The organism is Caulobacter sp. GW822-FHT01G02, assembly GCF_058802865.1.
In genome coordinates, this window is sequence record NZ_JBXAON010000001.1 from 127,498 (window position 1) to 151,344 (window position 23,847).

Below are 23,847 nucleotides of genomic sequence, written 5' to 3' on the forward strand. Positions count from 1 at the left end.
CTACGCTCCGTAGATCACCGAGATCGTCTCGGCCACGCAGGCCGGGCGCTCCTCGCCCTCGATCTCGATGGTGCACTCGTTCTTCATCTGCAGGCCGCCCGACTTGGGCTCGGCCGATAGCAGCTTCTGGCGCATGCGCACGCGCTTGCCGACCCGGACCATGCCGGTGAAGCGGACCTTGTCGCAGCCATAGTTGATGCCGCGCGTGACGCCGGTGACGCGCAGGATGTCCGCGCCCAGCATCGGGATCAGTGACAGGGTCAGATAGCCGTGAGCGATCGGGCCGCCGATCTCGCGGGTGGCGCGCTCGACGTCGACGTGGATCCACTGGTGGTCGCCGGTGGCCTCGGCGAACAGGTTGACGCGCTCCTGGGTGACCTCGACCCAGTCTGACACGCCGATCTCCTGGCCGACCAGGCTGGCGACGTCGGCGTAGGCGACTTCCTTCATGGTGTTTTCTCCCTCGAACAGTTGTTTGGATAGGTCGCATGGGTGGTGATTAAGGGCAAGCGGTAGCCGTTATTCCAACCGATCTCCCCGGCGTTCGCCGGGGAGATCGGTGATTTTAGGAGAAGGTCGAAACCACCAGCCAGACATTCGCCGCCGAGATCACCACGAACAGGAACCATGCGACCGTCTTGGTCCGCCAGCCATTGGCGAAAACGCCCATCAGCGCCTTGTCGTCGGTGAAGCGCAGCAGCGGCCAGATGGCGAACGGCAGCTGGGCGCTCAGCACCACCTGGGTCAGCACCAGCAGCTTGCCGACCGAGTGCTCGCCCAGGGTCAGCACGCCGATCAGGGCCGGGACGATGGCCAGACCCCGGGTGATCAGCCGCCGCTGCCAGCAGGGGATTTTCAGGTCCAGGAACCCCTCCAGGATCACCTGGCCGGCGATGGTGCCGGTGAAGGTCGAACTCTGGCCCGAGGCGAACAGGGCGATGGCGAACAGCACGCCGGCCAGCGCGCCGCCGGTGACCGGGGCCAGCAGCTGATGCGCCTCCTCGATGCCGGCCACTTCGGTCAGGCCCGAGCCGTGAAAGGCCGAGGCCGCCAGGATCAGGATGGCGGCGTTGATGAACAGCGCCAGGGCCAGCGACACGACGGTGTCGAGGGTCGACAGGCGAAGGGCGGCGCGCTTGCCCGCCTCGTCGGTCGGCGTCACCCGGGTCTGAACGATCGCCGAGTGCAGGTAGAGGTTATGCGGCATGATCGTCGCGCCCAGGATGCCGATCGCCAGATAGAGGGCGTTGCCCTGCTTCAGCGCGTCCAGCGATGGAATGAGGCCGCGTGCGACGTCGCCGGCGTTGGGCGGGGCCAGGATCAGCTGGACCGCGAAGCAGATCCCGATCGTCGAGATCAGGCCCAGGATGATCGCCTCCAGCTGCCGGAAGCCCTTGCCCTTGAGACCTAGCACGATGACCGTGTCCAAGGCGGTCAGCAGCACCCCGCCCCACAGCGGGATGCCCAGCAGCAGCTTGAAGGCCAGGGCCGAACCCAGCACCTCGGCGATGTCGCAGGCGATGATGGCCAGTTCGGCCAGCAGCCACTGGACCTTGACCGTGCGCGGCCCGAACCGTTCGCGCGACATGCGGGCCAGGTCCTTGCCCGTGACCAGGCCCAGCCGCATCGACAGGGTCTGCAGCACGATCGCCGCCAGGCTCGACAGCACCACCACGAACAGCAGCGACGTGCCATAGCGCGACCCGGCCTCGATGTCGGTCGCCCAGTTGCCGGGGTCCATGTAGCCGACGCTGACCAGCAGGCCAGGCCCAGCGACCCGCAGCATCCGCTTCCAGGCTGGCAGGCCATCGGGCACGGCGACCGCGCCCCGAACCTCCGCCGGACAGAATGGCGCGGTGGCGGTCTTGGGAAGGCGGTCGAGCAGGGCGGCGAGCATGGCCAAGCGTTAGCGTGGATTCGCCGCACGTATAGAACCAAAGGCGCGGCTTAGCGCTCCAACGCCTCGCGCGCGGCCTCGGGCAGCAGGCTGACGGCCTCGTCCAGCAGGGTCCGCCACGTCTCGCCGCGCTCGCGGGCCTCGGCATAGGCGTCGCGGAGGGCGAAGGGGTCGTCCTCCGTCAGGATCTCGATCAGCTGCGCGGCCTGCAGCCGGTCCTTGAGGCCCTTCTCCGGATTGACCTTGCGATCACGGCTGACGATCAGCTTGTGCACGGCGTAGCGAGCGGGGGCGGGGACGTTCACCAGCACGCCGGCGCCATGCAGCATCGCCGTCTCGACCGGCTCGCGCAGCAGATAGTCCATGAAGGGGAGGGGCGCGGCGTCGCTTCCCAAGGTCGGCAGGAAAGAGGGCTTGTCGCGCGGCGCGCCGCGATTGGTGGTCAGCACGTCGACCCGATAGCGCTCGCCCAGGGCGTAGCTTGTCGTGCGGGCGGCGTCGAAAGCGTAGCTGACGGGGCGGAAGCGCGGATCCAGGCCGCGCAGAATATCGAGCACGGGGCGCTCCAGCTTGTCGTCGACATGCGTGGCGATCCCGAAGTCCTGGGCGATGTCGAGGTCCAGGGTCGCCAGGCTGGTGATCGGCAGGCGGACGGCCAGGTGCGCCGCATAGGTCTGATAGGCGGTGGTGCCGATGACCAGGGCCCGCAGCCGGAACGCGCCGGCCTCGGCCAGGGCGGCGGCGATCTCGCCGCTGGTGCGATCGGGGCGGGGCGCGCCCGAGGCGACGATGGCCGCCACCAGTCGGCGACGATCCTCGACGTCGGCGCGATGTTCACCGTGGCGGGCGATCCGCTCGCGCAGGTCTTCGCTGTCGGGGCCGACATAGACTTGCTTGCGGCTGCTCACGCCGCCAGTCGGCATCTGGACGTACCAGTAGATCCGGCCCTTCACCGTCTTGGAGACGAAGCTCGACCCAGCCGGAAACTCGCCCAGACGCGCGAGGCGCAGGCGTTCCATCAGTTCCGCGTAGCTGGTGCTGGCCGAAAGCGGCAGGCGCTGGATCATGCAAGCAAGTTATACGCAAATCTGAAATCTGCGTATAACTTTCCCGGGAGCTAGACGATCCGGCTCTCGCCCTTGCCCCAGTACGCGTCGCGGATCAGCCGCTTGTAGAGCTTGCCGGTCGGGTGCCGGGGCAGTTCGGCCATGAAGTCGATCCGCCTGGGCGACTTCACGTGGCTGAGATTGGCGCGGGCGAAGGCCATCAGCTCGGCGGCGAGAGCCGCCTGATCCTCGGCGTGGTCCATGGGCTGGATGACCGCCACGACCTGCTCGCCCATCTCCTCGCAGGGCGCTCCGACCACGGCGGCGTCGGCGACCTTGGGGTGGGTGATCAGCAGGTTCTCGATCTCCTGCGGATAGATGTTCACCCCGCCCGAGATGATCATGAAGCTCTTGCGGTCGGTCAGGTAGAGGAAGCCTTCCTCGTCCGCCCAGCCGACGTCGCCCAGCGTCGTCCAGCCGTGCTTGTTGTAGCTCTCGGCGGTCTTCTCCGGGGCGTTGTGATAGTTCACCGCCGGGCCGTTGGCGAAGTAGACCGCGCCCTCGGTGCGGGGCGGGACCGGGTCGCCGGCGTCGTCGCAGATGCGCAGTTCGCCCAGCACCGCCTGGCCGACGCTGCCCTTGTGGGCCAGCCAGTTGTCGGAGTTGATCCAGCAGAAGCCGTTGCCCTCGGTGCCGGCGTAGTACTCGTAGATCACCGGACCCCACCAGGCGATCATCTGCTCCTTGACCGGGATCGGGCAGGGGGCGGCCGCGTGGACCGCCGACCTCATCGACGACACGTCGTACTTGCCGCGGACCTCTTCCGGCAGCTTCAGCATCCGCACGAAGTGGGTCGGGACGAACTGGCCGCAATTGACCTTGTGCCGCTCGATCAGGGCCAGGGCGGTCTCGGGATCGAACTTCTCCAGCACGATCACCGTGCCGCCCAGCTTGTGGACGGTCATGCACCAGCGCAGCGGGGCGGCATGGTAGAGCGGGGCGGGCGAGATGTAGACGCTGTCGCCGGAAAAGCCGAACAACCCCTGGGCCATCATCTGCAAGGCGTTGGGCGCGTCGATGGGGCCGCCGTTCAGGGCGGGCTTCACGCCCTTGGGCCGACCCGTGGTGCCGGACGAGTAGAGCATGTCCGAGCCGGCGCTCTCGTCGGCGATCGGCGTGGTCGGCTCAGGGGCGCGGGCTTCCTCGAAGTCGGCATAGGCGCCCTGGGCGCCGCCGACCGTGAACAGGGTCAGGTCCGGGACCAGCCGGGCCACCTCGTCGATCAGCGGTCCCATGGCGGTGGAGGTGATGAACACCTTCGCCCCGCAGTCCTCGAGGATGTATTCGACCTCGGCCGCGGTCAGCTTGGTCGAGACGCAGACGAAGTACAGCCCCGCCCGCTGCGCCGCCCAGGCGACCTCGAAGAAGCGGGCGTTGTTCTCCATCAGGATGGCGATGACGTCGCCTTGCTGCAGGCCGAGCGAGCGGAACAGGTGCGCGCCCTGGTTCGAGCGCTGGTCCAACTGGGCGTAGGTCACCACCTCGCCGGAGCCGGCCATGATGTAGGCGGGCTTGTCGCCTTGGGTCTGGGCGTGGAGGTAGGGGTGCATGTCCAGGACCTCTTCGGCTCAGGCGGCGACGGGGGCGCGAGCGGCTTCGCGGATCATGTCGCTGGCCTTTTCGGCGATCATGATCGTGGGGGCGTTGGTGTTGCCGGAGACGAGGCGCGGCATGACCGAGGCGTCGACGACCCGCAGGCCCTCGACCCCGCGCACGCGCAACTGGGCGTCGACCACGGCCATCACGCCCTGGCCCATCTGGCAGGTGCCGACCGGGTGATAGATCGTCGAGCCGGAGAGGCGGGCATAGGCCAGCAGCTGCTCGTCGGTGGCGAACTCGCCGCCCGGATTGATCTCGCTCTCGACATAGGGCGACAGCGCGGCGGCCTGGCCGATCTTGCGCGCCCACTTCAGGCCCGCCACGGCGACTTCCTGGTCCAGCGGATCGGCCAGGTAGTTGGCGAAGATGGTCGGGTAGACGCTGGGATCGGCCGACTTGATCCGCACGTGGCCGCGGCTCTCGGGGCGCAGTTGGCAGGGGGCGATGGTCAGGCCGGGCGCGTTCTCCAGCTCCATCTTCTGTTCGTTGACCAGCTTGTCCAGGTCCATGGTCGCCGGAAGGATGTGGAACTGGATGTCCGGTCCGGCGAGATCCGGCCGCGACTTGCAGAAGGCGGCGATGTGGGCGGCCGATAGCGTCAGCAGACCCTTGCGCTGGAAGAGATAGCGCAACGCCTCGCCGGCCAGCCGGCCGCCCTTGGACTGCTCGTTGACCGAGACCACGCCGGCCTTAAGCCTATAGCGCACGCTCATCACGTAGTGGTCCTGCAGGTTCTCGCCGACGCCGGGCAGGTCGGCGACGACCTTGATCCCGTTGCGGATCAGCAATTCGGCCGGACCGACGCCCGACAGCTGCAGGAGCTGCGGCGAGTTGATCGCCCCGCCGGCCAGGATGACCTCGCCCCGCGCCTTGACCACGCGCCTGACGCCGTTCTGGGTGAACTCGACGCCGACCGCGCGCTTGCCCTCGAACAGCACCTTGCCGGCCAGGGCGTTGGTCTCGACCCGGAGGTTGGGACGGTTCATCGCCGGGTGCAGATAGGCCACCGCCGCCGAGCAGCGCTGGCCGTTCTTGACCGTCAGCTGGTAGTAGGTCGCGCCCTCCTGGGAGACGCCGTTGACGTCGTCGTTGCGCGGAATGCCGGCCTGTTCGCAGGCCTCGATCACCGCGTTCGAGATCGGGTTCTTCTCGGTGACGTCCGAGACGTTCAGCGGTCCGCCCGTGGCGTGCCAGTCGCTTTCGCCGCGTTCCTGGTGCTCGGCGCGGCGGAAATAGGGGGCGACGTCGTCCCAGCCCCAGCCCTCGCAGCCCAGCTGCCGCCAGCCGTCATAGTCGGCGTGCTGGCCGCGGATATAGAGCAGGCCGTTGATCGAGGACGAGCCGCCCAGCACCTTGCCGCGCGGCCAGACGTGGGTGCGGCCGCCGGTGCCGGGGTCGGGCTCGGTCTGGTAGAGCCAGTTGACCTTGGGATCCTTCAGCGTCGACGAATAGCCGACCGGGATGTGGATCATCAGGTTCGAGGCGAACTGGGAGAGGTTCTTGGTCGGGCGGTCGTCGCCGCCGGCCTCCAGCAGCACGACCTTGAACTTGCCGTCCTCGGACAGCCTCGCCGCCAGCACGCAGCCGGCCGAGCCCGCGCCCACGACGACGTAGTCGGCCTCGATGATCCCGGTCATCGTCTCTCTCCCTGTCGCCGTCTGCTTGTCTGCGCATGATCGGCGTTCAGTTGGCAGGATGCGCCCAGCTTTCGCGATCGCGCAAGTTGCCGTCGCGGCGCCGTTGGTTCGACCTGTTTCCGGGCTATCGTCCGCCGAAAGAACGGCGTTCACATGGGCGCCATCCGGGAGGCGTGCGATGGACCTGATCAGCCAGACAGTGGTGGACGGTGTGGCGGGTCCCGGCGCGCCGCCGGCCTATCCGACGCTTGCCGGCGTGGACCTCGCCGACATCTTCCGGTTCTCGAAGGGCCAGCCCTGGGCCGACTTCGCGCGGATGCGGACCGAGGCGCCGGTGATGTGGCATCCGGAGCCGTTCGATGGCCCCGGCTTCTGGGCTCTGACGCGATACGACGACGTCCAGCGGGTCAATGGCGATCCGGAGGCCTTCTCGTCCCAGCGCGGCGGCATCCTGATGTCGATGGGCTCGCCCGAGAAGCGCCACGCGCTGCTGTTCAGGGCGTCGATGGACACCATGATCAATCTCGACGCGCCGCATCATCTGCAGCTGCGCCGCGAGCACATGCCGTATTTCACGCCGGCCTATCTGCGCGGCCTCACCGAGCGGGTGCGGGCCGAGGTGACGCGGCTTCTGGACGCGATGGAGCCGCTGCTGGCGAACGGCGCCGAGATCGACATGGTCGAACACTTCTCGTCGCACCTGCCGCTGTTCACCCTGTGCGAGATCCTGGGCGTGCCGCCCGAGGATCGGCCCCGGTTCCTCAAGTGGATGCACTATCTCGAGCGCGCCCAGGACCTAGCCGTCCAGAACGCCGCCGCCCCCGTCGCCCCGACGCTGGAGCTGATGCAGTTCGTCCAGGACTTCAACACCGGCGTCGAGGAGATGTTCGACTACGGCCGCATGATGCTGAAGCGGCGTCGCGAAGACCCGCGGGAAGACCTGATGACCGCCATCGCGCGGGCCCAGGTCGACGGCGCCCTGCTGGCCGACGAATATCTGGACGGCTCGTGGCTGTTGATCGTGTTCGCCGGCAACGACACCACCCGCAACACCCTGTCGGGCGCGATGAAGCTGCTGACCGAGTTTCCGGACCAGAAGCAGAAGCTGATCGACGATCCGTCGCTGCTGCCCGGCGCGGTCGACGAGTTCATCCGCATGGTCAGCCCGGTGATCTACATGCGCCGCACGGCCACCCGCGATGTCGAGGTCGACGGCCAACTGATCCGCGAGGGCGAGAAGGTGGTCATGTACTACGGCGCCGCCAACCGCGACCCGGCGATGTTCTCCGAGCCCGACACGCTGGACGTCACGCGGCCCAACGCCAGCAAGCACATCGCCTTCGGCTATGGCCCCCACACCTGCATCGGTAAGCGCGTCGCCCAGATCCAGCTGGAGGAAGCCTACCGCCAGATCCTGACCCGCTTCCCGGATCTGAAGTGGACCGGAAACATCGAGATCGCGCCGAACAACTTCGTGCATGCGATCAGCAAGCTGGGGGTGAGGCGGGGGTAGCTAAAACGTCCGTCACCCGGCGAAAGCCGGGGCCCAGATCGAACCCATGAGCGGCTGCCAAGCTGACGCGGCGTATCTCGGATCATCCCCAGCCGCTCAGGCTGAATCTGGGCCCCGGCTTTCGCCGGGGAGATCGGATTTTAGTTAGGGCTTCCTCGTTGCTCTGAGTTCATACGCATGTTTGACTGCCCCAAAAGCGGAGAGCCTGCATGTCGCAACCCACCTTCGAGACCCTGCTGTACGACGTCGAGGACGGGATCGCGACGATCACCCTGAACCGTCCGGAGCGGATGAACGCCTTCACCGCCCGGATGATGAAGGATCTGCTGGAGGTGCTGGACGTCACCGACGCCGACGATGCGGTGAAGGTGGTGATCATCACCGGCGCGGGCCGTGCGTTCTGCGCCGGGGCCGATCTCGGCGCCGGCGGGGCCACCTTCGACCGGACCTCGCCCCAGGCGCTGGAGCGGGAGGAGGGCAAGGTCGGCGACATCTATCGCGACGGCGGCGGTCGCGTGACCCTGCGGATGTACGACAGCCTGAAACCGATCATCGGCGCGATCAACGGCGCGGCGGTCGGGGTGGGCGTGACCATGCAGCTGCCGATGGACATCCGCCTGGCCTCGACCGAGGCCAAGTTCGGCTTCGTCTTCGCCCGCCGGGGCATCAATCCGGAAGCCGCTTCGAGCTGGTTCCTGCCGCGCCTGGTCGGACTGCAGACGGCGTTGGAGTGGTGCTACACCGGCCGCGTGTTCCCGGCGTCGGAAGCGCTGGAGAAGGGGCTCGTCCGCTCCCTGCACGCGCCCGACGATCTGCTGCCCGCCGCCCGCGCCCTGGCGCGCGAGATCGCCGACAACACAGCCCCCGTCTCGGTCGCCCTGACCCGGCAGCTGCTGTGGCGCATGGCTGGCGCCTCGCATCCCATGGAGGCTCACAAGGCCGACAGCCGGGCCATCCAGTCGCGCGGCGCCTCTGGCGACGCCAAGGAGGGCGTGACCTCGTTCCTGGAAAAGCGCGCGCCGGTCTATCCCAACAAGGTCTCGACCGACCTGCCGGACATCTGGCCAGAGTGGGAGGAGCCCCAGTTCCGCTAAGAGATTTTAGGTGAGTTTGTCGCGGCTCTCGCTCACGACCCGTTAAGCACGATCTGATCTTGTCGATGCGATGAGCGAGCCCGCGTCCCTGTCGTTTCCCGAGCCGGAGGCCCCGAGGGCCGCGCCGCGCTCGCGCTCGGCGCTGTTGAAGCGGCTGGCCGACGTCGTCTGCCTGCCGACCAGCCGGATCAACGCCTTCGAACGCTCGATGACCGCCGACCTGCTGGTGGAGATGCTGCGCGACGCCAATGTCGGCGAGCGCGAGAGGGTCGCCCGCCGCCTGGCTACGCTCGTCGAGATCCCAGGCGTGCTGGCGCGCCTGCTGATGCGCGACGAGCTGCCGGTGGCCCGCGCCCTGCTGGTCGAGGCCGAGCGGCTGTCGGACGCCGACCTGATCGCCTGCCTCTACCAGTCGACCACCGATCACCGCCGCCTCATCGCCAAGCGGCGCGGGGTCAACGAAGTGGTGGCCGACGCGCTGATCGACATGGGCGAGACCGCCGTCATCGAAACCCTGCTGCGCAACGAACTGGTCAAGTTCAGCCACCAGGGCGTTGAGAACATCGTCGCCATCACGCGCGACGCCCAGTACCTGATCCCGCTGCTGCTGCGCCGGCCCGAACTGCGGCCCAGCCATGCCTATGTGATGTTCTGGTGGGCCGACGCCGAGGCGCGCCGCACGATCCTCCAGCGCTTCGCGGTGTCGCGCGAGATCCTGCAGGACGCGGTGGGCGACGTCTTCGCCCTGGCCTCGGCCGAGGGGTGGCAGGACCCGCTGTCGCGCAAGGCGCTGCAGTTCATCGAGCGCCGCCAGCGCAACCGCGCCGCCATCGCCAAGAGCCCCTACGGCAGCCTGGACGAGGCGGTGGCGGCCGGCGAGACCGGCATCACCCGCGAGATCGCCGAGGAGATCTCTTATCTTTCGGGCCTGAAGCCGATGACCGGCGCCAAGATCTTCACCGATCCGGGCGGCGAGCCGCTGGCCATCCTTTGCAAGGCCACCGGCCTGCCGCGCGCTTGCGTGCGCCAGTTGTGGCGTGGGCTGCGCCGCCAGGAAGTCGACGACAGCGGCCAGACCGATCAAGCCCTGGAGCGGGTGCTGACCGTCTATGACACCATCGCCGTCGATCGCGCCCAGACGGTGCTGCGCTACTGGAACTGGTCGCTGACCTCGGCCCTGACGCCGGCCCTGCTGAAGGCTATCCGCGAGGGCGACGAAGCCGCCGTGGACGAATACTCGGCGCCGCAGCGCGCGGCGATGCTGGCCCTGTCCCGCGACTTCGGTCGTTAGTTTCGGGATATCTTTGGTATCTCAATATGTTCGCTGGACGTCGTTCAGGAACTCAAAATGCGGGACACAACCTCTAGCCGGTTATGTCCATCTCACGAACACTGGAAGACTACGTGCGATCTCTTTGTAGAGACCGTATTGCCGGGCGTCTGCAATCTTTGTATGCAGCCCTCGACTGATCTTGGAATCAGAGACATCAACAAAAAGATTTGTCGACTGGCGAGGCTATGATGGAAGATCAATCCGACCTGATCGAGATGACCGCGGGCATTGTTTCGGCCTATGTCGGCAACAATGTGGTCGCCACGGCCGACCTTCCCGCGCTGATCCAGCAGGTTCACGGCGCCCTCGCCACCGTCGGTTCGCCGGCGGCCGAGCCCGCCCCCGCTCCGAAAGAGCCCGCGGTCGCCGTCAAGAAGTCGATCACGCCCGACTTCCTGATCTGCCTGGAAGACGGCCGGAAGTTCAAATCGCTGAAGCGCCACCTGCGCACCAAGTACGACATGACGCCGGAAGAGTACCGGGCGAAGTGGAACCTGCCCAAGGATTACCCGATGGTGGCGCCGAACTACGCCGAGGCGCGTTCGAACCTGGCCAAGCAGATGGGCCTGGGCCAGGGCGGTCGCAAACCCGCCCGCAAGACGAAATAGCCGAGTCGGAACAAAAGCTTGGCCTTGGGGCCAAACTGAAGATCATAACGCCCGTCGTCCGAACCCGGACGGCGGGCGTGTTCGTTGGTGATTGACTCTCCGCGGGAATCTTGTCGCGCGACATGTTTTTCGCTTGCCGCCGATTCGTTCCTTAAGCGATAGTGAATCGAAGTGATTCCAACGACTTGTTAAGGACTCTGAAGATGTCCGCGCAACTGAGCGCATCCGCCACGGCGGCCCGCGCTCACCAGGAGATGTTCGCCTACTGGGCGTCCCTCCGTCGGGGGGCGAGGCTCCCCGCGCGCGTCGACCTGCATCCCACGAGCATGAAGCGGCTGCTGCCGACGGTGTCGTTGATCGACGTGGTCAACCAGCCCCGCGACTACCGCCTGCGCCTGGCCGGCACCGGCCTCTATGGCGTCTATGGCCGCGAGATCACCGGCCGGATGATCGGCGACGTCTACAACAAGGACGCCTTCGACTACTGGCGCAAGGAACTGGACAAGGTGGTCGACGAGCGCCGCCCCGGCGTCGGCGTCCACAGCCTGGCCTGGCGCGGCGCCCCGCACATGTCGATCCTGTGGCTGCGCCTGCCGCTGGCCAGCAACGGCAAGGATGTCGACATGATCCTCGGCTACGACGCCGTGGTCGGTTCCCAGTCCGAGGGCTTCTCGGGCATCCGGGCGGCCTGAGGCCCGGGCTTCGACGGAGCCGGGGCGGCTAGCCGAGCCGAACCAGGTGGCGCAAGCCCTCCTCCATCTCCTCGATCACCCGTCCCACATGGGGATCCCGCCCTGAAAGCCGGCTATAGGTCTCGGTGAGCGAACCGGCTTCGACCAGGTCCATCCCGAGGCGTTCGGCCGTCACGCGGATCGCGAAGAGGGCGGGCGCGAGGGCGCAGTCGGCGATCGTGAGGCGATCGCACAGGGCGTATCGTGGCCCTTTCAGCATACCATCGAGCATGGCGACGCCGTCCAGCAGGTCCTCGACGGCCCGACGGGCGTTGGCGTCTTCGACGCCAGGCCGGGCGAGAACCACCATCGGCGGCATCAGGTACAGGTCGACGTGCCGCACCAGGAGTCTGGCCATCGCCCGGTCGAAGGCGTCGACCGGCATCAAAGACGGCGCTTCTGGAAACCGTTCCTCCAGATAGTCGAGCAGGACCGCCGACTCCCAGATCGGGCCGCGGTCGTCGAGCAGGACCGGGATGCGACCGGTCGGGCTGAGGTCCCGAAAGCGGCGGCTTTCGCGCCAGTCCGCCGGCGGCGGGACCAGGTCGATCGACAGGCCCTTGGCGTAGATCGCGATGCGGACCCGCGCCGCGAAGGGCGATACCGGAAGGCTGATCAACTCCATGCGCGGGCTCCAATCTGCTTCGGCAATCAGAGGGTCTCACCCCTCCAAAAACGCCTCGACCTCGCGCCGGGACGGCATCGACGGCGCGGCGCCCGCTTTCTGCACCGACAAAGCCGCGGCGGCGTTGGCCAGCTCGACGGCCTCGCGCAGGTCCATGCCCGAAGCCAGGGCCGCGCACAGGCTGCCGCAGAAGCAGTCGCCAGCCCCGACGGTGTCGACGGCCTTGACCTTCTTGCCCTCGACCAGGAAGGCCTCGTCGCGGCGCACGGCGGCGACGCCCGCGGATCCCAGGGTGACGATGATCGTCTGGTCCGGGCGGCTCATCAGCTTGCGGGCCGCCACCGACACCTCCTCCAGGCGCATCGGCTCGCGGTCCAGCTTGGCGTAGCTGGCCAGCTCGGTCTGGTTGACGATCAGGATGTCGGTCAGCGGAAACAGGGCCGCGCCCTGCGGCAGGGCCGGCGCGGCGTTCAGCACCCGCAGCGCGCCCTTGGCCGCGCCGAGGCGGAACAGGGCCTCGATGGCCACGGGCGGGGTCTCCAACTGGCAGAGCAGCACGCGCTGGCCCTCGATCGCCGTAGCGGCGACCTGCTGCGCCGTGATCATGGCGTTGGCCCCGGCCGTGACCACGATCATGTTCTCGGCGTTGTTGGCGACCCAGACGTGGGCCTGGCCGGTCGGCACGCCCTCCAGCGCCATGACGTCGGCGACCTGCACGCCATAGCCGGCCAGCTTGGCCTTGAGGCTGAGGCCGCTATCGTCGCCGCCCACGGCCCCCATCAGCCGCGTGGCCACACCCATGCGCGCGGCGGCGACCGCCTGGTTGGCGCCCTTGCCGCCGAGGAAGAGTTCCAGGGAGGTGCCCGCCACGGTCTCGCCGGGTCTGGGCAGGTCGTCGACCCGCGCCACGGCGTCCAGATTGATCGAGCCCAGGACAAAAACAGTCATGTCGTACGTCTTCTAGCTAAATGCGCCTAACCGCCGCCGCCCCGTTGGAAGCTCTCCACGAGACTGCCCGCCACGAGTCGCCAGCCGTCCACTAGCACGAAGAAGATCAGTTTGAAGGGCAGGCTTATGGTCGCCGGCGGCAGCATCATCATGCCCATGCTCATCAGCACGCTCGCCACCACCAGGTCGATGACCAGGAACGGGATGAACAGCAGGAAGCCGATCTCGAAGGCGCGCTTCAGCTCCGAGATCATGAAGGCCGGTGTCACCACCTTCATCGGCAGGTCCTGGACGTTCTTGGTCTGCGGAACCTTGGACAGGCGGACGAACAGGGCCAGGTCCTCGCGGCCGACCTGCTTCAGCATGAACTGCTTCACCGGACCGCTGGCCTGGTCGAAGGCTTCCGGCAGCTCGATCTGGTGGTCCAGCAGCGGCTTGATGCCGGCGTCGTAGGACTTCTCGAAGGTCGGGCCCATGACGATGGCGGTCAGGAACAGGGCCAGGCTGATGATCACCGGGTTGGGCGGGCTCTGCTGAATGCCGATGGCCGTGCGCAGCAGGCCCAGCACCACCACGATCCGCACGAACGAGGTGGTCATGATCACGATCGACGGGGCCAGGGACAGCACCGTCATCAGGCCGACCAGCTGGACGACCCGGTCGGTCAGGCCCGCGCCGGTCCCCAGGTTGATGTTCACGGCCGACTGGGCCATGGCCGCGGCCGGCATGACGCCGAAGGCGATGGCGGCCAGCACCGAGATGATCGCGGCGCGGCGGAGATCCTCCGGCCGGGCGCCCGTCACGGTCTTGATCAGGTCGCGGATCATCAGGCCACGGGCTCCGAGGCGGGGGCGGGGACTTCGACGACGGGACGCGGTTGCGGAATCCAGTCCAGCAGCTTGCCGTCGCCCAGCAGGACCATGCGCTCCTCGCCGTCCAGGCTGACCACCACCAGGCGGCGGGTCGGGTCGAGGGCCAGGCTCTCGACGATCCTCAGGCGGCGGTCTTGCCGGGCGGCGATCACGCGGCCGATGGCGTCGGGGCCGTACTTGCGCATCGCCCAGGCGGCCAGGCCGATCAGGCCCAGGGTCACGGCCAGGGCGGCGAGGGCGCGAATGAACTCGATGATGTCGATCATGGCCGCCCAAAAGCGAGACAACTTGGCGCAGGCGGAACAGGCCCACGACACTGGTGTGCCTGAGGGTTCTTAATGCCGAATTAACCCTGTTTCTTCACCATGATCGTCATGGGTCCGGACGACATTCCTCTTTTCGGCATGCTCAAGAGCCGCCTCGGTTATCTGACCGAGCGCCAGAAGCTTGTCGCCCAGAACGTCGCCAACGCCGACACGCCCGGCTACCGCCCGCGTGATCTCAAGGCCTACAGCTTTCAGGCCTCGCTGATGAACCAGGGGGCGGGCTCGGTCTATCGCGGCGGGCGCGCCGCGCCGACCTCGGGCGTCCAGATGATGGAGACCTCGGCCGCCCACATGGCTCCGTCGAACGCGCCGAGCGCCTGGCGGTCGACGGCGGGCGTCGATTCGGAAGTCACCCTCGACGGCAACGCCGTGTCGCTCGAGGACCAGATGCTCAAGATGACCGACGCGCGGATGAACTACGACGCGGCGATCAGCTTCTACCAGAAGTCCATGAACATGCTGCGCCAGGCCGCGCGCAAGCCGAACGGCTAGGGGACTAAGCGATGCCCGAGATCAAATCCAATTCGCTGGCGACCATGGCCGTGGCCTCCTCGGCCCTTCGCGCCCAGCAGGGGCGCATGCGGGTCATCGCCGAGAACATCGCCAACGCCAACTCCACCGCGCGCACCGCCGGCGGCGATCCCTACCGCCGCCAGGTGCCGGTGTTCAAGCCGACCAAGGTCCAGGGCGCCGAGGGCGTGCAGATGCTGCGCGTCGACCCCGACCAGAGCGAGTTCAAGACCGAGTACGAGCCCGGCAACCCGGCCGCCGACGCCAAGGGCTACGTCAAGCTGCCCAACGTCAACACGCTGGTCGAGGCGCTGGACATGAAGGAGGCGCAGCGCGCCTACGAAGCCAACCTCAACGTGATCGAGACCGCGCGGTCGATGGAATCGCGCACCCTCGACATCCTCAAGAAGTAAGGGGCTAGGCCATGATCACCGCGCTCGCCGCCGCCAAGGCCTATGCTTCGCAAAGCGCGATGGGCGTCGGCTCGATCGGATCGATCGGCGGCTCCGAGAAGAAGGGCATGGACTTCGGCGACATGCTGAAGTCGGCCATGGAAGGCGCGGCCAAGACCTCCAAGGTCGCCGAAACCAAGATCGCCGACCAGGTCGCCGGCAAGGCCGAACTGGTCGACGTCGTCACCGCCATCAGCTCGGCCGAGGCCAGCCTGGAGACGGTGATGGCCGTGCGCGATCAGGTGATCTCGGCGTATCAAGAGATCATGCGGATGCCGATCTAAGGCGTCTGCGTCGTAAACTCCGCCTTCCCCTAACCGCCGTGGTTGTTGTGAGCGACAAAAGAAGGGCCGCGTCCGGGGAGGACGCGGCCCAGTTTGTTTCGGGGGAGAAGATGGAAACGCTACGCTTACTGAACAAACTCAGAGGTGCAGGAACGCCTTGGCGACCGTGAACAGGCCGCCCCAGACGATGGCGTTCAACACCGAGGCCAGCAGAACCGCGAAACCCAGCGGCCACTGGCGGCCAGACCCCTTGGCGGGCCGGCGGACAGGACGCGGATCGAACGGACGGGCTTGAGACGCAACGGTCATGAGGGGCTCCTTAACCATGACCCCATGGTCGAGATTGACTCGGCCTTCGCGAACCCGGCGACCTGTCGCGCGCCGCCTTGTCGCACCCGGGGCTTTGAGACAACGCTTGAGAGCGGTGAACCGTTGATTCTGCACCCGCCGTCCGGAGCCCGCATGACCGCCATCGTCCTCGACAGGGTCAGCAAGACGTACAGCGGCCAGACGGTGCTGGCGCCGACCTCGCTGAGCGTCGCCAAGGGCCGTTTCGTCGCCCTGGTCGGCGGCTCGGGCGCGGGCAAGACGACATTGCTGAAGCTGGTGAACGGTCTCTCGACGCCATCGAGCGGCCGGGTGTTGCTGGACGGCGCGGACATCGCCGGCCGGCCGGGGCCGGAACTGCGGCGGGGCATTGGCTATGTCTTCCAGGAGATCGGCCTCTTTCCCCACATGACCGTGGGCCAGAACATCGGCGTCACGCCCGAGCTGCTGGGCTGGCCGGCGGATCGGATCGTCGCGCGGACCGATGAACTCCTCGACCTCGTGGCCCTGCCGCGCGAGATCGCTGGCCGCGCGCCGTCGCAGCTGTCGGGCGGCCAGCGCCAGCGGGTCGGCGTGGCGCGGGCGCTCGCCGCGCGCCCCTCGATCCTGCTGATGGACGAACCGTTCGGGGCGCTGGACCCGGTGACCCGCGCGGCCCTGGCCGACGACGTCCGGGCGCTGCACGCACGGCTGGGGCTGACCACGGTGATGGTCACCCACGACGTCGGCGAGGCCCTGCTGCTGGCCGACGAGGTGGTGGTGATGGCTGGTGGCAAGGTGCTGGCCCAGGCGCCGCCTCGGGCGCTGCTGGCGGGCCATCCCGATCCCGTCGTCGCCGAGCTGATCGCCGCGCCGAAGCGGCAGGCCGAACGTCTCGCGGAGCTTGCCCGTGGCTGATCGTCTTTCGTCGGCTCTCGCCGTCCTGCCCGAGCGCCTGGGCTGGCATGTCACGCTCTCGGCCTCGGCCCTGGCCCTTGGCCTGGCCATAGCCTTGCCGCTGGGGATCGCCGCCGCGCGCAGTCCGCGCCTGAAGTGGATCGCGCTGGCGACCGCCGGCCTGGTCCAGACCATCCCCAGCCTGGCCCTGCTGGCGCTGTTCTACCCCGTCCTGCTGCTGCTCTCCGGGTTCGCGGTGAAGGTGCTGGGCCATGGCTTCCCGGCCCTGGGCTTTCTACCGTCGCTGCTGGCCCTGACCCTCTATTCGATGCTGCCGATCTTGCGGAACGCGGCGGCGGGCGTCTCCGGCGTCGACCCGGCCGTGGTCGAGGCCGCGCGCGGCGTCGGCATGACCGACCGCCAGAGGCTGTGGCGTGTCGAGCTGCCCCTGGCCGCGCCGGTGATCATGGCCGGCGTCCGCACCGCCGCCGTCTGGACGATCGGGGCCGCGACGCTCTCGACGCCCGTCGGTCAGACCTCGCTGGGCGACTACATCTTCTCGGGTCTCCAGACCGAGGACTGGGTCGCGGTGCTGGTCGGCTGCGCGGCCTCGGCGGGCCTGGCGCTGATCGTGGACGGCTTGCTGGGCTTGATCGAAGGCGGCGTGGCGCGGCGTGACGCCAAGCGCCTGTGGGCGGGCGGCGTGGGCTTGGGCGTCGGCCTACTGGCGGCGATCGCCCCCCTGGCCGGCGCGGCGCTGTCGCAAGGTCGCCCGGCCTATGTGATCGGTGCCAAGAACTTCTCCGAGCAGTACATCCTGGCCGAGCTGATGGCCGGCAAGCTGGAGGCTCGGGGCGCCAGCGTGCAGCGCCGCGTCAACCTGGGTTCGGCCGTCGCCTACCGCGCCCTCGCCAGCGGTGAGATCGACGCCTATGTCGACTATTCCGGCACGCTGTGGGCCAACGTCCTGAACCGCACGGACAACCCCGGCCGCCAGGCTGTGCTGGACGGCCTGAGGACCGAGCTGAAGGCCCGCGACGGCGTCGTGCTGCTCAGCGCCCTGGGCTTCGAGAACGCCTACGCCCTGGCCATGCGCCGCGACCGCGCCGAGGCGCTGGGCGTGAAGACCCTGGGCGATCTGGCGACCAAGGCCCCCCAGCTGACCATGGGCGGCGACCTGGAGTTCTTCTCGCGGCCGGAATGGGCGGCGGTGGTCAAGGCCTACGGCCTGAGCTTCAAGGCCCAGCGCCAGTTCCAGCCGACCTTCATGTACCGGGCGCTGGAGAGCCGCGAGGCCGACGTCATCTCGGCCTTCTCGTCGGATGGGCGGATCGCGGCCGACGACCTGGTGCTGCTGGGCGATCCGAAGGGCGCGCTACCGCCCTACGATGCGGTGATCCTGGTCTCGCCGAAGCGGGCGGGGGATCCGCGGCTGCTAGAGGCCTTGGAGCCCCTTGGCGGCAGTATCGACGTCAAGGCGATGCAGGCGGCCAACTATGCGGTCGATCGGGACACCGGCAAGAAGAGCCCCGCCGAGGCGGCCAAACTCTTGTCATCCCGGCCATAGCGAAGCCATGAGCCGGGATGACAAGTTTGGTTTAAAGAATCCCCGGCAGGTCCAGGCCCTTCTCCCGCGCGCAGTCGAGGGCGATGTCGTAGCCGGCATCGGCGTGGCGCATGACGCCCGAGGCCGGGTCGTTCCACAGCACCCGCGCGATCCGCTTGGCCGCCGCCTCGGTGCCATCGGCGACGATCACCATCCCCGCGTGCTGCGAGAAGCCCATGCCGACCCCGCCGCCGTGGTGCAGCGACACCCAGGTCGCGCCCGAGGCGGTGTTGAGCAGGGCGTTCAGCAGCGGCCAGTCCGACACCGCGTCCGAGCCGTCCTTCATCGCCTCGGTCTCGCGGTTGGGCGAGGCGACCGAGCCTGAGTCCAGGTGGTCGCGGCCGATGACGATCGGGGCCTTCAGCTCGCCGCTGGCGACCATTTCGTTGAAGGCCTGGCCCAGGCGATGACGATCGCCGAGGCCCACCCAGCAGATGCGCGCCGGCAGACCCTGGAACTTGATCCTCTCGGCGGCCATGTCGAGCCAGTTGTGCAGGTGCGGATTGTCCGGGATCAGTTCCTTGACCTTGGCGTCGGTCTTGGCGATGTCCTGCGGATCGCCCGACAGCGCCGCCCAGCGGAACGGGCCGATCCCCCGGCAGAACAGCGGGCGGATATAGGCCGGCACGAAGCCGGGGAAGTCGAAGGCGTTCTTGACGCCCTCTTCCAGCGCCATCTGGCGGATGTTGTTGCCGTAGTCGACGGTCGGGACGCCGGCGGCCTGGAAGTCCAGCATCGCCCGAACATGGACGGCCATCGAGGCGCGGGCGGCCTTGTCGACGCTGGCCGGATCGCGTTCGCGGGCGTCGTGCCACTGGTCCAGGCTCCAGCCGGCCGGAATGTAGCCATTGACCGGGTCGTGGGCGCTGGTCTGGTCGGTCAGCAGGTCGGGTCGCACGCCGCGCTTGAAGAGCTCCGGCAGCAGCTCGGCGGCGTTGCCCAGCAGGCCGACCGAGATTGGAGATTTCGCGGCGCACGACTCCTCGATCCAGGCCAAGGCCTGGTCGACGCTATCGGTGGACTTGTCGAGATAGCCGGTGCGCAGGCGCATCTCGATCCGCGAAGGCTGGCGCTCGATGGCCAGGCACGAAGCGCCGGCCATCACCGCCGCCAGGGGCTGAGCTCCGCCCATGCCGCCCAGGCCCGCCGTCAGCAGCCACTTGCCCGAGACATCGCCCGCATAGTGCTGGCGGCCCATCTCGACGAAGGTCTCATAGGTGCCCTGCACGATGCCCTGGGCGCCGATATAGATCCACGAGCCGGCGGTCATCTGGCCGTACATGGCCAGGCCCTTGCGATCCAGTTCGTTGAAATGCTCCCAGGTGGCCCAGCGCGGCACCAGGTTGGAGTTGGCGATCAGCACGCGCGGCGCGTCGACATGGGTGCGGAAGACGCCGACCGGTTTGCCGGACTGGACCAGCAGCGTCTCGTCATCCTCGAGCCGGCGCAGGGTCTCGACGATCTTGTCGAAGCTCTCCCAGTCGCGGGCCGCGCGGCCGATGCCGCCATAGACCACCAGTTCCTCCGGCCGCTCGGCGACGTCGGGATGTAGGTTGTTCATCAGCATCCGCAGCGGGGCTTCGGTCAGCCAGGACTTGGCGGAAAGTTCGGTCCCGGTGGCGGGGCGGATGACGCGGGTGTTGTCGCGGCGGGTCATGGGTATCCTCGGCGGAACCGTCCTCGTCCTTCGACAAGCTCAGGATGAGGACGAATTCAGGCTCGGAGCGATCATTCGAAACCTCATCCTGAGCCTGTCGAAGGACGAGGTTTCGCCGCGCGATCAGGTCGTGTTCGCGAAATCCAGGCAGGCCGTCAGCACGTCTTCCAGCACCGCGCGCAGCGGCTCGGCGCGGTCGGCGTGGAACGGCGTGGGCCAGGTGTCGGGCGTCGGCGGTTCGACCGGGTCGTCCATGTAGCCCCGGCAGGCCAGCTCCATCTGGATGGCGTGGACGCCCGCGCCGGGCTGGCCGTAATGGCGCGTGGTCCAGCCGCCCTTGAAGCGGCCGTTGGTGACGCGGGTTCGGCCTGAAGCGTCGCAGGCGGCCTCGACGGCGGCGGTCAGGACGGCGGCGCAGCTGGCGCCGCCGTTGGTCCCGAGATTGAACTGCGGCAGCTCGCCGTCGAACAGGCGCGGCACAAGCGAACGGATCGAGTGAGCCTCGTACAGCACCACGGTCGGATGGACCGCGCGCAGGCGGTCGATCTCGGCGCGCAGGGCGGCGTGATAAGGCTCGAAGTAGGTGGTGCGGCGACGGTCGATCTCGGCCGCGGCGGGTCCGCCGTCGCGATAGAGCGGCTCACCGTCGAAGGTGGTGGTGGGGCACAGTTCCGTGGTCGCCTGGCCCGGATAGAGCGAGGCGCCCGACGGGTCGCGATTGACGTCGATGACGGTGCGCGAGATCGCCGTCCGCACGATCGTAGCGCCCATCTCCTCGGCGAAGGCGTAGAGCCGATCGACCCACCAGTCGGCGTCCTTGCGGGCCAGCCAGGGGGAGACGAGATGGGCCTCGATCTCCGGCGGGATCTCGGTCCCGGTGTGGGGCAGGGAAACGATCAAGGGGGCGTCGCCGCGAACGATCTGGAGCCAATCCTTCATCGTGTCATCCCGGCCGCAGCGAAGCGGAGAGCCGGGATCCAGGGGCGACAGCAGTGCGCCGACCCCTGGGTCCCGGACAAGCCCTGCGGGCTTTCCGGGATGACAAGAAAAGAGGGCATCAGCTAACCCCCGGCAGCACACCCGCCGCCGCGATCACCGCACCCGAGCGCACCAAGGCGTTCGCCGCCTCCAGGTCCGGGTGGAAGTGCCGATCGTCGTCCAGATGCGGCACCTGGCTGCGCGTCAGCGTCCGCACCGCCTCCAGCGCCTGGCTCGACCGCAGCGGGGCGTGGAAGTCGCAGCCCTGCGCCGCCGCCAGCAGTTCGATGCCCAGCACCGCCGTGGCGTTCTTGACCATGCCCATCAGGCGCCGCGCGCCGTGCGCCGCCATCGAGACGTGGTCCTCCTGGTTGGCCGAGGTCGGGATCGAGTCGACGCTGGCCGGATAGGCCTTCTGCTTGTTCTCCGAGACCAGGGCGGCGGCCGTGACCTGCGGGATCATGAAGCCGGAGTTCAGGCCCGGCTTGGGCGTCAGGAACGCCGGCAGGCCCGACAGCGCCGGGTCGACCAGCATGGCGATGCGACGCTCGGCGATCGAGCCGATCTCGCAGACGGCCAGGGCGATCATGTCGGCGGCGAAGGCCACCGGCTCGGCGTGGAAATTGCCGCCGGAGAGGGCCTCATCAGCTTCCGGGAAGATCAGCGGGTTGTCCGAGACGCCATTGGCCTCGGTCCCCAGCGTCGCCGCCGCCTGGCGCAGGACATCCAGCGCCGCGCCCATCACCTGCGGCTGGCAGCGCAGGCAATAGGGGTCCTGGACGCGCCCGTCCGCCTTCAGGTGCGACGCGCGGATCTCCGAGGTCGCCATCAGGTCGCGCAGGGCGGCGGCGGTCTCGATCTGGCCGGCATGGCGGCGCAGGGCGTGGATGCGCGGATCGAACGGGGTGTCCGAGCCCTTGGCGGCTTCCGTCGACAGCGCGCCGGTGACCAGGGCTGACTGGAACAGCAGCTCGGCCTCGAACAGGCCCGCCAGGGCGTTGGCGGTCGAGAACTGGGTGCCGTTGAGCAGGGCCAGGCCTTCCTTGGGGCCGAGCGTCAGGGGCGCGAGGCCGGCCTTCTTCAGCGCCTTGGCGGCCGGCTTGCGCTCGCCTTCGACGAAGATCTCGCCGACCCCGATCATGGTCGCGGCCATATGCGCCAGCGGCGCCAGGTCGCCCGAGGCGCCGACCGAGCCCTGGCACGGGATCACCGGCGTCAGGCCCTGGGCCAGCATCTCCTCCAGCATGCGCACGGTCTCGACCCGCACGCCCGAGGCGCCCTGCGCCAGGCTGGCCAGTTTCAGGGCCATCATCAGGCGGATCACCGGGACCGGCGAGGGCTCGCCGACGCCGGCCGCGTGCGACAGGACGATGTTGCGCTGCAGGGTCTCCAGGTCCGCGTCGCCGATGCGGACGCTGGCCAGTTTCCCAAAGCCGGTATTGATGCCGTAGACCGGCTCGCCCCTGGCCAGGATGCGTTCGACCGCCGCCGCGCTCTCCGCGATCACTGGCCAGGCGTTCTCGGCCAGGCGCGCCGAGGCCCCGCGATAGATCGCCTTCCAGTCGGCCAGCGGCACGTCGCCGGGGTTCAGAACAAGTTTGGTCACTGGCCTCTCCACACGCGCGCATGGAGCGGATTGAAGCCCATGCGATAGACAAGTTCGGCGGGACGCTCGACGTCCCAGATCGCGAGATCGCAGGCCTTGTCGGCCTCCAGTGTCCCGCGATCGCTCAGAAGGCCCAGGGCGCGTGCGGCTTCGCGCGTGACGCCGGCCAGGCACTCCTCGACGGTCATCCGGAAGAGCGTGGCGGCCATGTTCATCACCAGCAGCGGCGAGGTCAGGGGCGAGGTGCCGGGATTGCAGTCGGTGGCCAGGGCCATCGGCACGTTCGCTTCCCGAAGGGCCGCGATCGGCGGGGCCCTGTGCTCGCGCGTGAAGTAGTAGGCGCCGGGCAGCAAGGTCGCGACCGTGCCCGAGGCGGCCATGGCGGCGATCCCGGCCGTGTCCAGGTGCTCCAGGTGGTCGGCCGACAGCGCCCCGAACTCGGCGGCCAAGGCGGCGCCGTCGAGGTTCGACAGCTGCTCGGCGTGCAGTTTGACCGGAAGGCCGTGGGCCTTGGCCGCTTCGAAGACGCGGCGGATCTGGCCAGGGGAAAAGCCGATGCCCTCGCAGAAGCCGTCGACCGCGTCGGCCAGGCCCCGGGCGGCGATGGCGGGGATCATCTTCTCGCAGACCAGGGCGACATAGCCGTCCTTGTCGTCGCGATATTCCGGCGGCAGGGCGTGGGCGCCCAGGAAGGTCGTGCTGACGCCGACGCGGCGGATGTCGGCCAGGGTGCGGGCGGCGCGCAGGCTCTTGATCTCGTCGTCGAGGGAGAGGCCGTAGCCGGACTTGATCTCGACCGTGGTGACGCCCTCGGCGATCAGGGCGTCGAGGCGGGGCAGGGCGGCGGCGACCAGTTCGCTCTCGGAGGCCGCGCGGGTGGCGCGCATGGTCGAGACGATGCCGCCGCCGGCCCGGGCGATCTCTTCGTACGAGGCCCCGGCCAGGCGCAGCTCGAACTCGTGGGCGCGGTCGCCGGCGAAGACCAGATGGGTGTGGGGATCGATCAGGCCGGGGGTGATCCAGCGCTCTTCGACATCGATGGTTTCGGTCGTTTCGAACGTCGGCGCGTCGGCGGCGGGGCCGGCATAGGCGATGCGGCCGTCCAGGCTGGCGATGAGGCCGTCCTCGACGATCCCAAGGCCTTCGCGGTCCGAGGCCAGGGTCGCGAGGCGGGCGTTGATCCACACCCGATCACAGCGCATGAGCCTGCCTCCGCCAACGCGGACCGTCTCTTGCGGGCCGCTTCAATATGTATAGACATA

24 protein-coding genes and 1 pseudogene are annotated in these 23,847 nt (G+C 68.3%); 11 read left to right on the plus strand and 14 right to left on the minus strand.

The window, feature by feature from the left end:
- The 5 genes from AC1RNC_RS00645 to AC1RNC_RS00665 form a co-directional block, all read right to left on the minus strand.
- A complete protein-coding gene (locus AC1RNC_RS00645; protein WP_125156076.1) occupies nt 1-450 on the minus strand; it encodes a MaoC family dehydratase in 450 nt (149 codons plus the stop codon).
- 115 nt (nt 451-565) lie between these two features.
- Complete coding sequence (locus tag AC1RNC_RS00650) at nt 566-1,897, minus strand: Nramp family divalent metal transporter (protein WP_492884357.1); 1,332 nt, start codon at nt 1,895-1,897, stop codon at nt 566-568.
- A gap of 50 nt (nt 1,898-1,947) precedes the next feature.
- Nucleotides 1,948-2,964 (minus strand): nucleotidyltransferase family protein, encoded by a 1,017-nt coding sequence (locus AC1RNC_RS00655; protein WP_492882838.1) that lies wholly within the window; start codon nt 2,962-2,964, stop codon nt 1,948-1,950.
- 50 nt (nt 2,965-3,014) lie between these two features.
- Nucleotides 3,015-4,553, minus strand: coding sequence for an acyl-CoA synthetase (locus AC1RNC_RS00660; protein WP_492882839.1), 1,539 nt, complete (start codon nt 4,551-4,553; stop codon nt 3,015-3,017).
- An 18-nt stretch (nt 4,554-4,571) separates the two neighbouring features.
- Nucleotides 4,572-6,239 (minus strand): GMC family oxidoreductase, encoded by a 1,668-nt coding sequence (locus AC1RNC_RS00665; protein ID WP_492882841.1) that lies wholly within the window; start codon nt 6,237-6,239, stop codon nt 4,572-4,574.
- A 178-nt stretch (nt 6,240-6,417) separates the two neighbouring features.
- Here AC1RNC_RS00665 and AC1RNC_RS00670 point away from each other — a divergent pair, with 178 nt between their 5' ends.
- From AC1RNC_RS00670 to mopJ, 5 genes are all read left to right on the plus strand, one after another.
- A complete protein-coding gene (locus tag AC1RNC_RS00670; RefSeq protein WP_492882843.1) occupies nt 6,418-7,752 on the plus strand; it encodes a cytochrome P450 in 1,335 nt (444 codons plus the stop codon).
- A 209-nt stretch (nt 7,753-7,961) separates the two neighbouring features.
- Nucleotides 7,962-8,846: a crotonase/enoyl-CoA hydratase family protein gene (locus tag AC1RNC_RS00675; RefSeq protein WP_492882845.1), complete on the plus strand. Its 885-nt coding sequence runs from the start codon at nt 7,962-7,964 to the stop codon at nt 8,844-8,846.
- A gap of 70 nt (nt 8,847-8,916) precedes the next feature.
- A complete protein-coding gene (locus AC1RNC_RS00680; RefSeq protein ID WP_492882847.1) occupies nt 8,917-10,137 on the plus strand; it encodes a DUF2336 domain-containing protein in 1,221 nt (406 codons plus the stop codon).
- Between the two features lie 230 nt (nt 10,138-10,367).
- The gene (locus AC1RNC_RS00685) at nt 10,368-10,787 is read left to right on the plus strand and encodes a Ros/MucR family transcriptional regulator (protein ID WP_492882849.1); all 420 of its coding nucleotides are present in this window, start codon (nt 10,368-10,370) and stop codon (nt 10,785-10,787) included.
- 197 nt (nt 10,788-10,984) lie between these two features.
- Nucleotides 10,985-11,479, plus strand: coding sequence for a motility/cell cycle regulatory protein MopJ (gene mopJ / locus AC1RNC_RS00690; protein ID WP_492836089.1), 495 nt, complete (start codon nt 10,985-10,987; stop codon nt 11,477-11,479).
- 28 nt (nt 11,480-11,507) lie between these two features.
- Here the strand turns inward: mopJ and AC1RNC_RS00695 are convergent, their stop codons facing one another.
- Genes AC1RNC_RS00695 through AC1RNC_RS00710 form a run of 4 tightly spaced genes read right to left on the minus strand, consistent with a single transcriptional unit; the run spans nt 11,508 to nt 14,226 of the window.
- A complete protein-coding gene (locus AC1RNC_RS00695) occupies nt 11,508-12,143 on the minus strand; it encodes a glutathione S-transferase family protein (RefSeq protein WP_492882851.1) in 636 nt (211 codons plus the stop codon).
- Between the two features lie 36 nt (nt 12,144-12,179).
- Complete coding sequence (locus AC1RNC_RS00700) at nt 12,180-13,091, minus strand: ribokinase (protein WP_492882853.1); 912 nt, start codon at nt 13,089-13,091, stop codon at nt 12,180-12,182.
- Nucleotides 13,092-13,117: 26 nt separating this feature from the next.
- Nucleotides 13,118-13,918 (minus strand): flagellar type III secretion system pore protein FliP, encoded by an 801-nt coding sequence (gene fliP, locus AC1RNC_RS00705; RefSeq protein WP_492882855.1) that lies wholly within the window; start codon nt 13,916-13,918, stop codon nt 13,118-13,120.
- Nucleotides 13,918-14,226 (minus strand): FliO/MopB family protein, encoded by a 309-nt coding sequence (locus AC1RNC_RS00710; protein WP_492836087.1) that lies wholly within the window; start codon nt 14,224-14,226, stop codon nt 13,918-13,920. Before AC1RNC_RS00710 ends, fliP begins: the two co-directional genes overlap by 1 nt.
- Before the next feature lie 111 nt (nt 14,227-14,337).
- Here AC1RNC_RS00710 and flgB point away from each other — a divergent pair, with 111 nt between their 5' ends.
- From flgB to fliE, 3 genes are read left to right on the plus strand one after another with little or no spacing between them, the layout of a single operon-like run.
- Entirely contained in the window at nt 14,338-14,781 is a 444-nt protein-coding gene (gene flgB / locus AC1RNC_RS00715) for a flagellar basal body rod protein FlgB (RefSeq protein WP_492884360.1), read from the plus strand.
- Nucleotides 14,782-14,792: 11 nt separating this feature from the next.
- Nucleotides 14,793-15,212, plus strand: coding sequence for a flagellar basal body rod protein FlgC (gene flgC / locus AC1RNC_RS00720; protein ID WP_099580657.1), 420 nt, complete (start codon nt 14,793-14,795; stop codon nt 15,210-15,212).
- Between the two features lie 11 nt (nt 15,213-15,223).
- Complete coding sequence (gene fliE / locus AC1RNC_RS00725; protein ID WP_492882858.1) at nt 15,224-15,535, plus strand: flagellar hook-basal body complex protein FliE; 312 nt, start codon at nt 15,224-15,226, stop codon at nt 15,533-15,535.
- Nucleotides 15,536-15,673: 138 nt separating this feature from the next.
- On the opposite strand, the gene AC1RNC_RS00730 is transcribed toward fliE, so the two are convergent.
- Nucleotides 15,674-15,844 (minus strand): hypothetical protein, encoded by a 171-nt coding sequence (locus AC1RNC_RS00730; RefSeq protein WP_492835560.1) that lies wholly within the window; start codon nt 15,842-15,844, stop codon nt 15,674-15,676.
- 153 nt (nt 15,845-15,997) lie between these two features.
- Here AC1RNC_RS00730 and AC1RNC_RS00735 point away from each other — a divergent pair, with 153 nt between their 5' ends.
- Together AC1RNC_RS00735 and AC1RNC_RS00740 are read left to right on the plus strand one after the other, a co-directional pair.
- Complete coding sequence (locus AC1RNC_RS00735) at nt 15,998-16,759, plus strand: ATP-binding cassette domain-containing protein (RefSeq protein ID WP_492882860.1); 762 nt, start codon at nt 15,998-16,000, stop codon at nt 16,757-16,759.
- Nucleotides 16,752-18,305 carry a glycine betaine ABC transporter substrate-binding protein gene (locus tag AC1RNC_RS00740; protein ID WP_492882862.1) on the plus strand — a complete coding sequence of 518 codons (1,554 nt, stop codon included), beginning with the start codon at nt 16,752-16,754 and terminating at the stop codon, nt 18,303-18,305. The genes AC1RNC_RS00735 and AC1RNC_RS00740 overlap by 8 nt, the downstream gene beginning before the upstream one ends.
- A gap of 31 nt (nt 18,306-18,336) precedes the next feature.
- Here AC1RNC_RS00740 and hutU read toward each other — a convergent pair whose 3' ends face one another.
- A complete protein-coding gene (gene hutU / locus AC1RNC_RS00745; RefSeq protein WP_492882864.1) occupies nt 18,337-20,001 on the minus strand; it encodes a urocanate hydratase in 1,665 nt (554 codons plus the stop codon).
- A gap of 123 nt (nt 20,002-20,124) precedes the next feature.
- A complete protein-coding gene (gene hutG / locus AC1RNC_RS00750; protein WP_492882866.1) occupies nt 20,125-20,940 on the minus strand; it encodes an N-formylglutamate deformylase in 816 nt (271 codons plus the stop codon).
- Here hutG and AC1RNC_RS00755 point away from each other — a divergent pair.
- Nucleotides 20,937-21,044 (plus strand): annotated as a pseudogene (locus tag AC1RNC_RS00755) (hypothetical protein); the annotation flags it as partial. The gene hutG and the pseudogene AC1RNC_RS00755 sit on opposite strands and share 4 nt — an antisense overlap.
- A gap of 14 nt (nt 21,045-21,058) precedes the next feature.
- Here AC1RNC_RS00755 and hutH read toward each other — a convergent pair.
- Both hutH and hutI read right to left on the minus strand, forming a co-directional pair.
- Nucleotides 21,059-22,597: a histidine ammonia-lyase gene (gene hutH / locus AC1RNC_RS00760; protein ID WP_492882868.1), complete on the minus strand. Its 1,539-nt coding sequence runs from the start codon at nt 22,595-22,597 to the stop codon at nt 21,059-21,061.
- Entirely contained in the window at nt 22,582-23,787 is a 1,206-nt protein-coding gene (hutI, locus tag AC1RNC_RS00765) for an imidazolonepropionase (RefSeq protein WP_492882870.1), read from the minus strand. The genes hutH and hutI overlap by 16 nt, the downstream gene beginning before the upstream one ends.
- Nucleotides 23,788-23,847 lie beyond the last annotated feature (60 nt).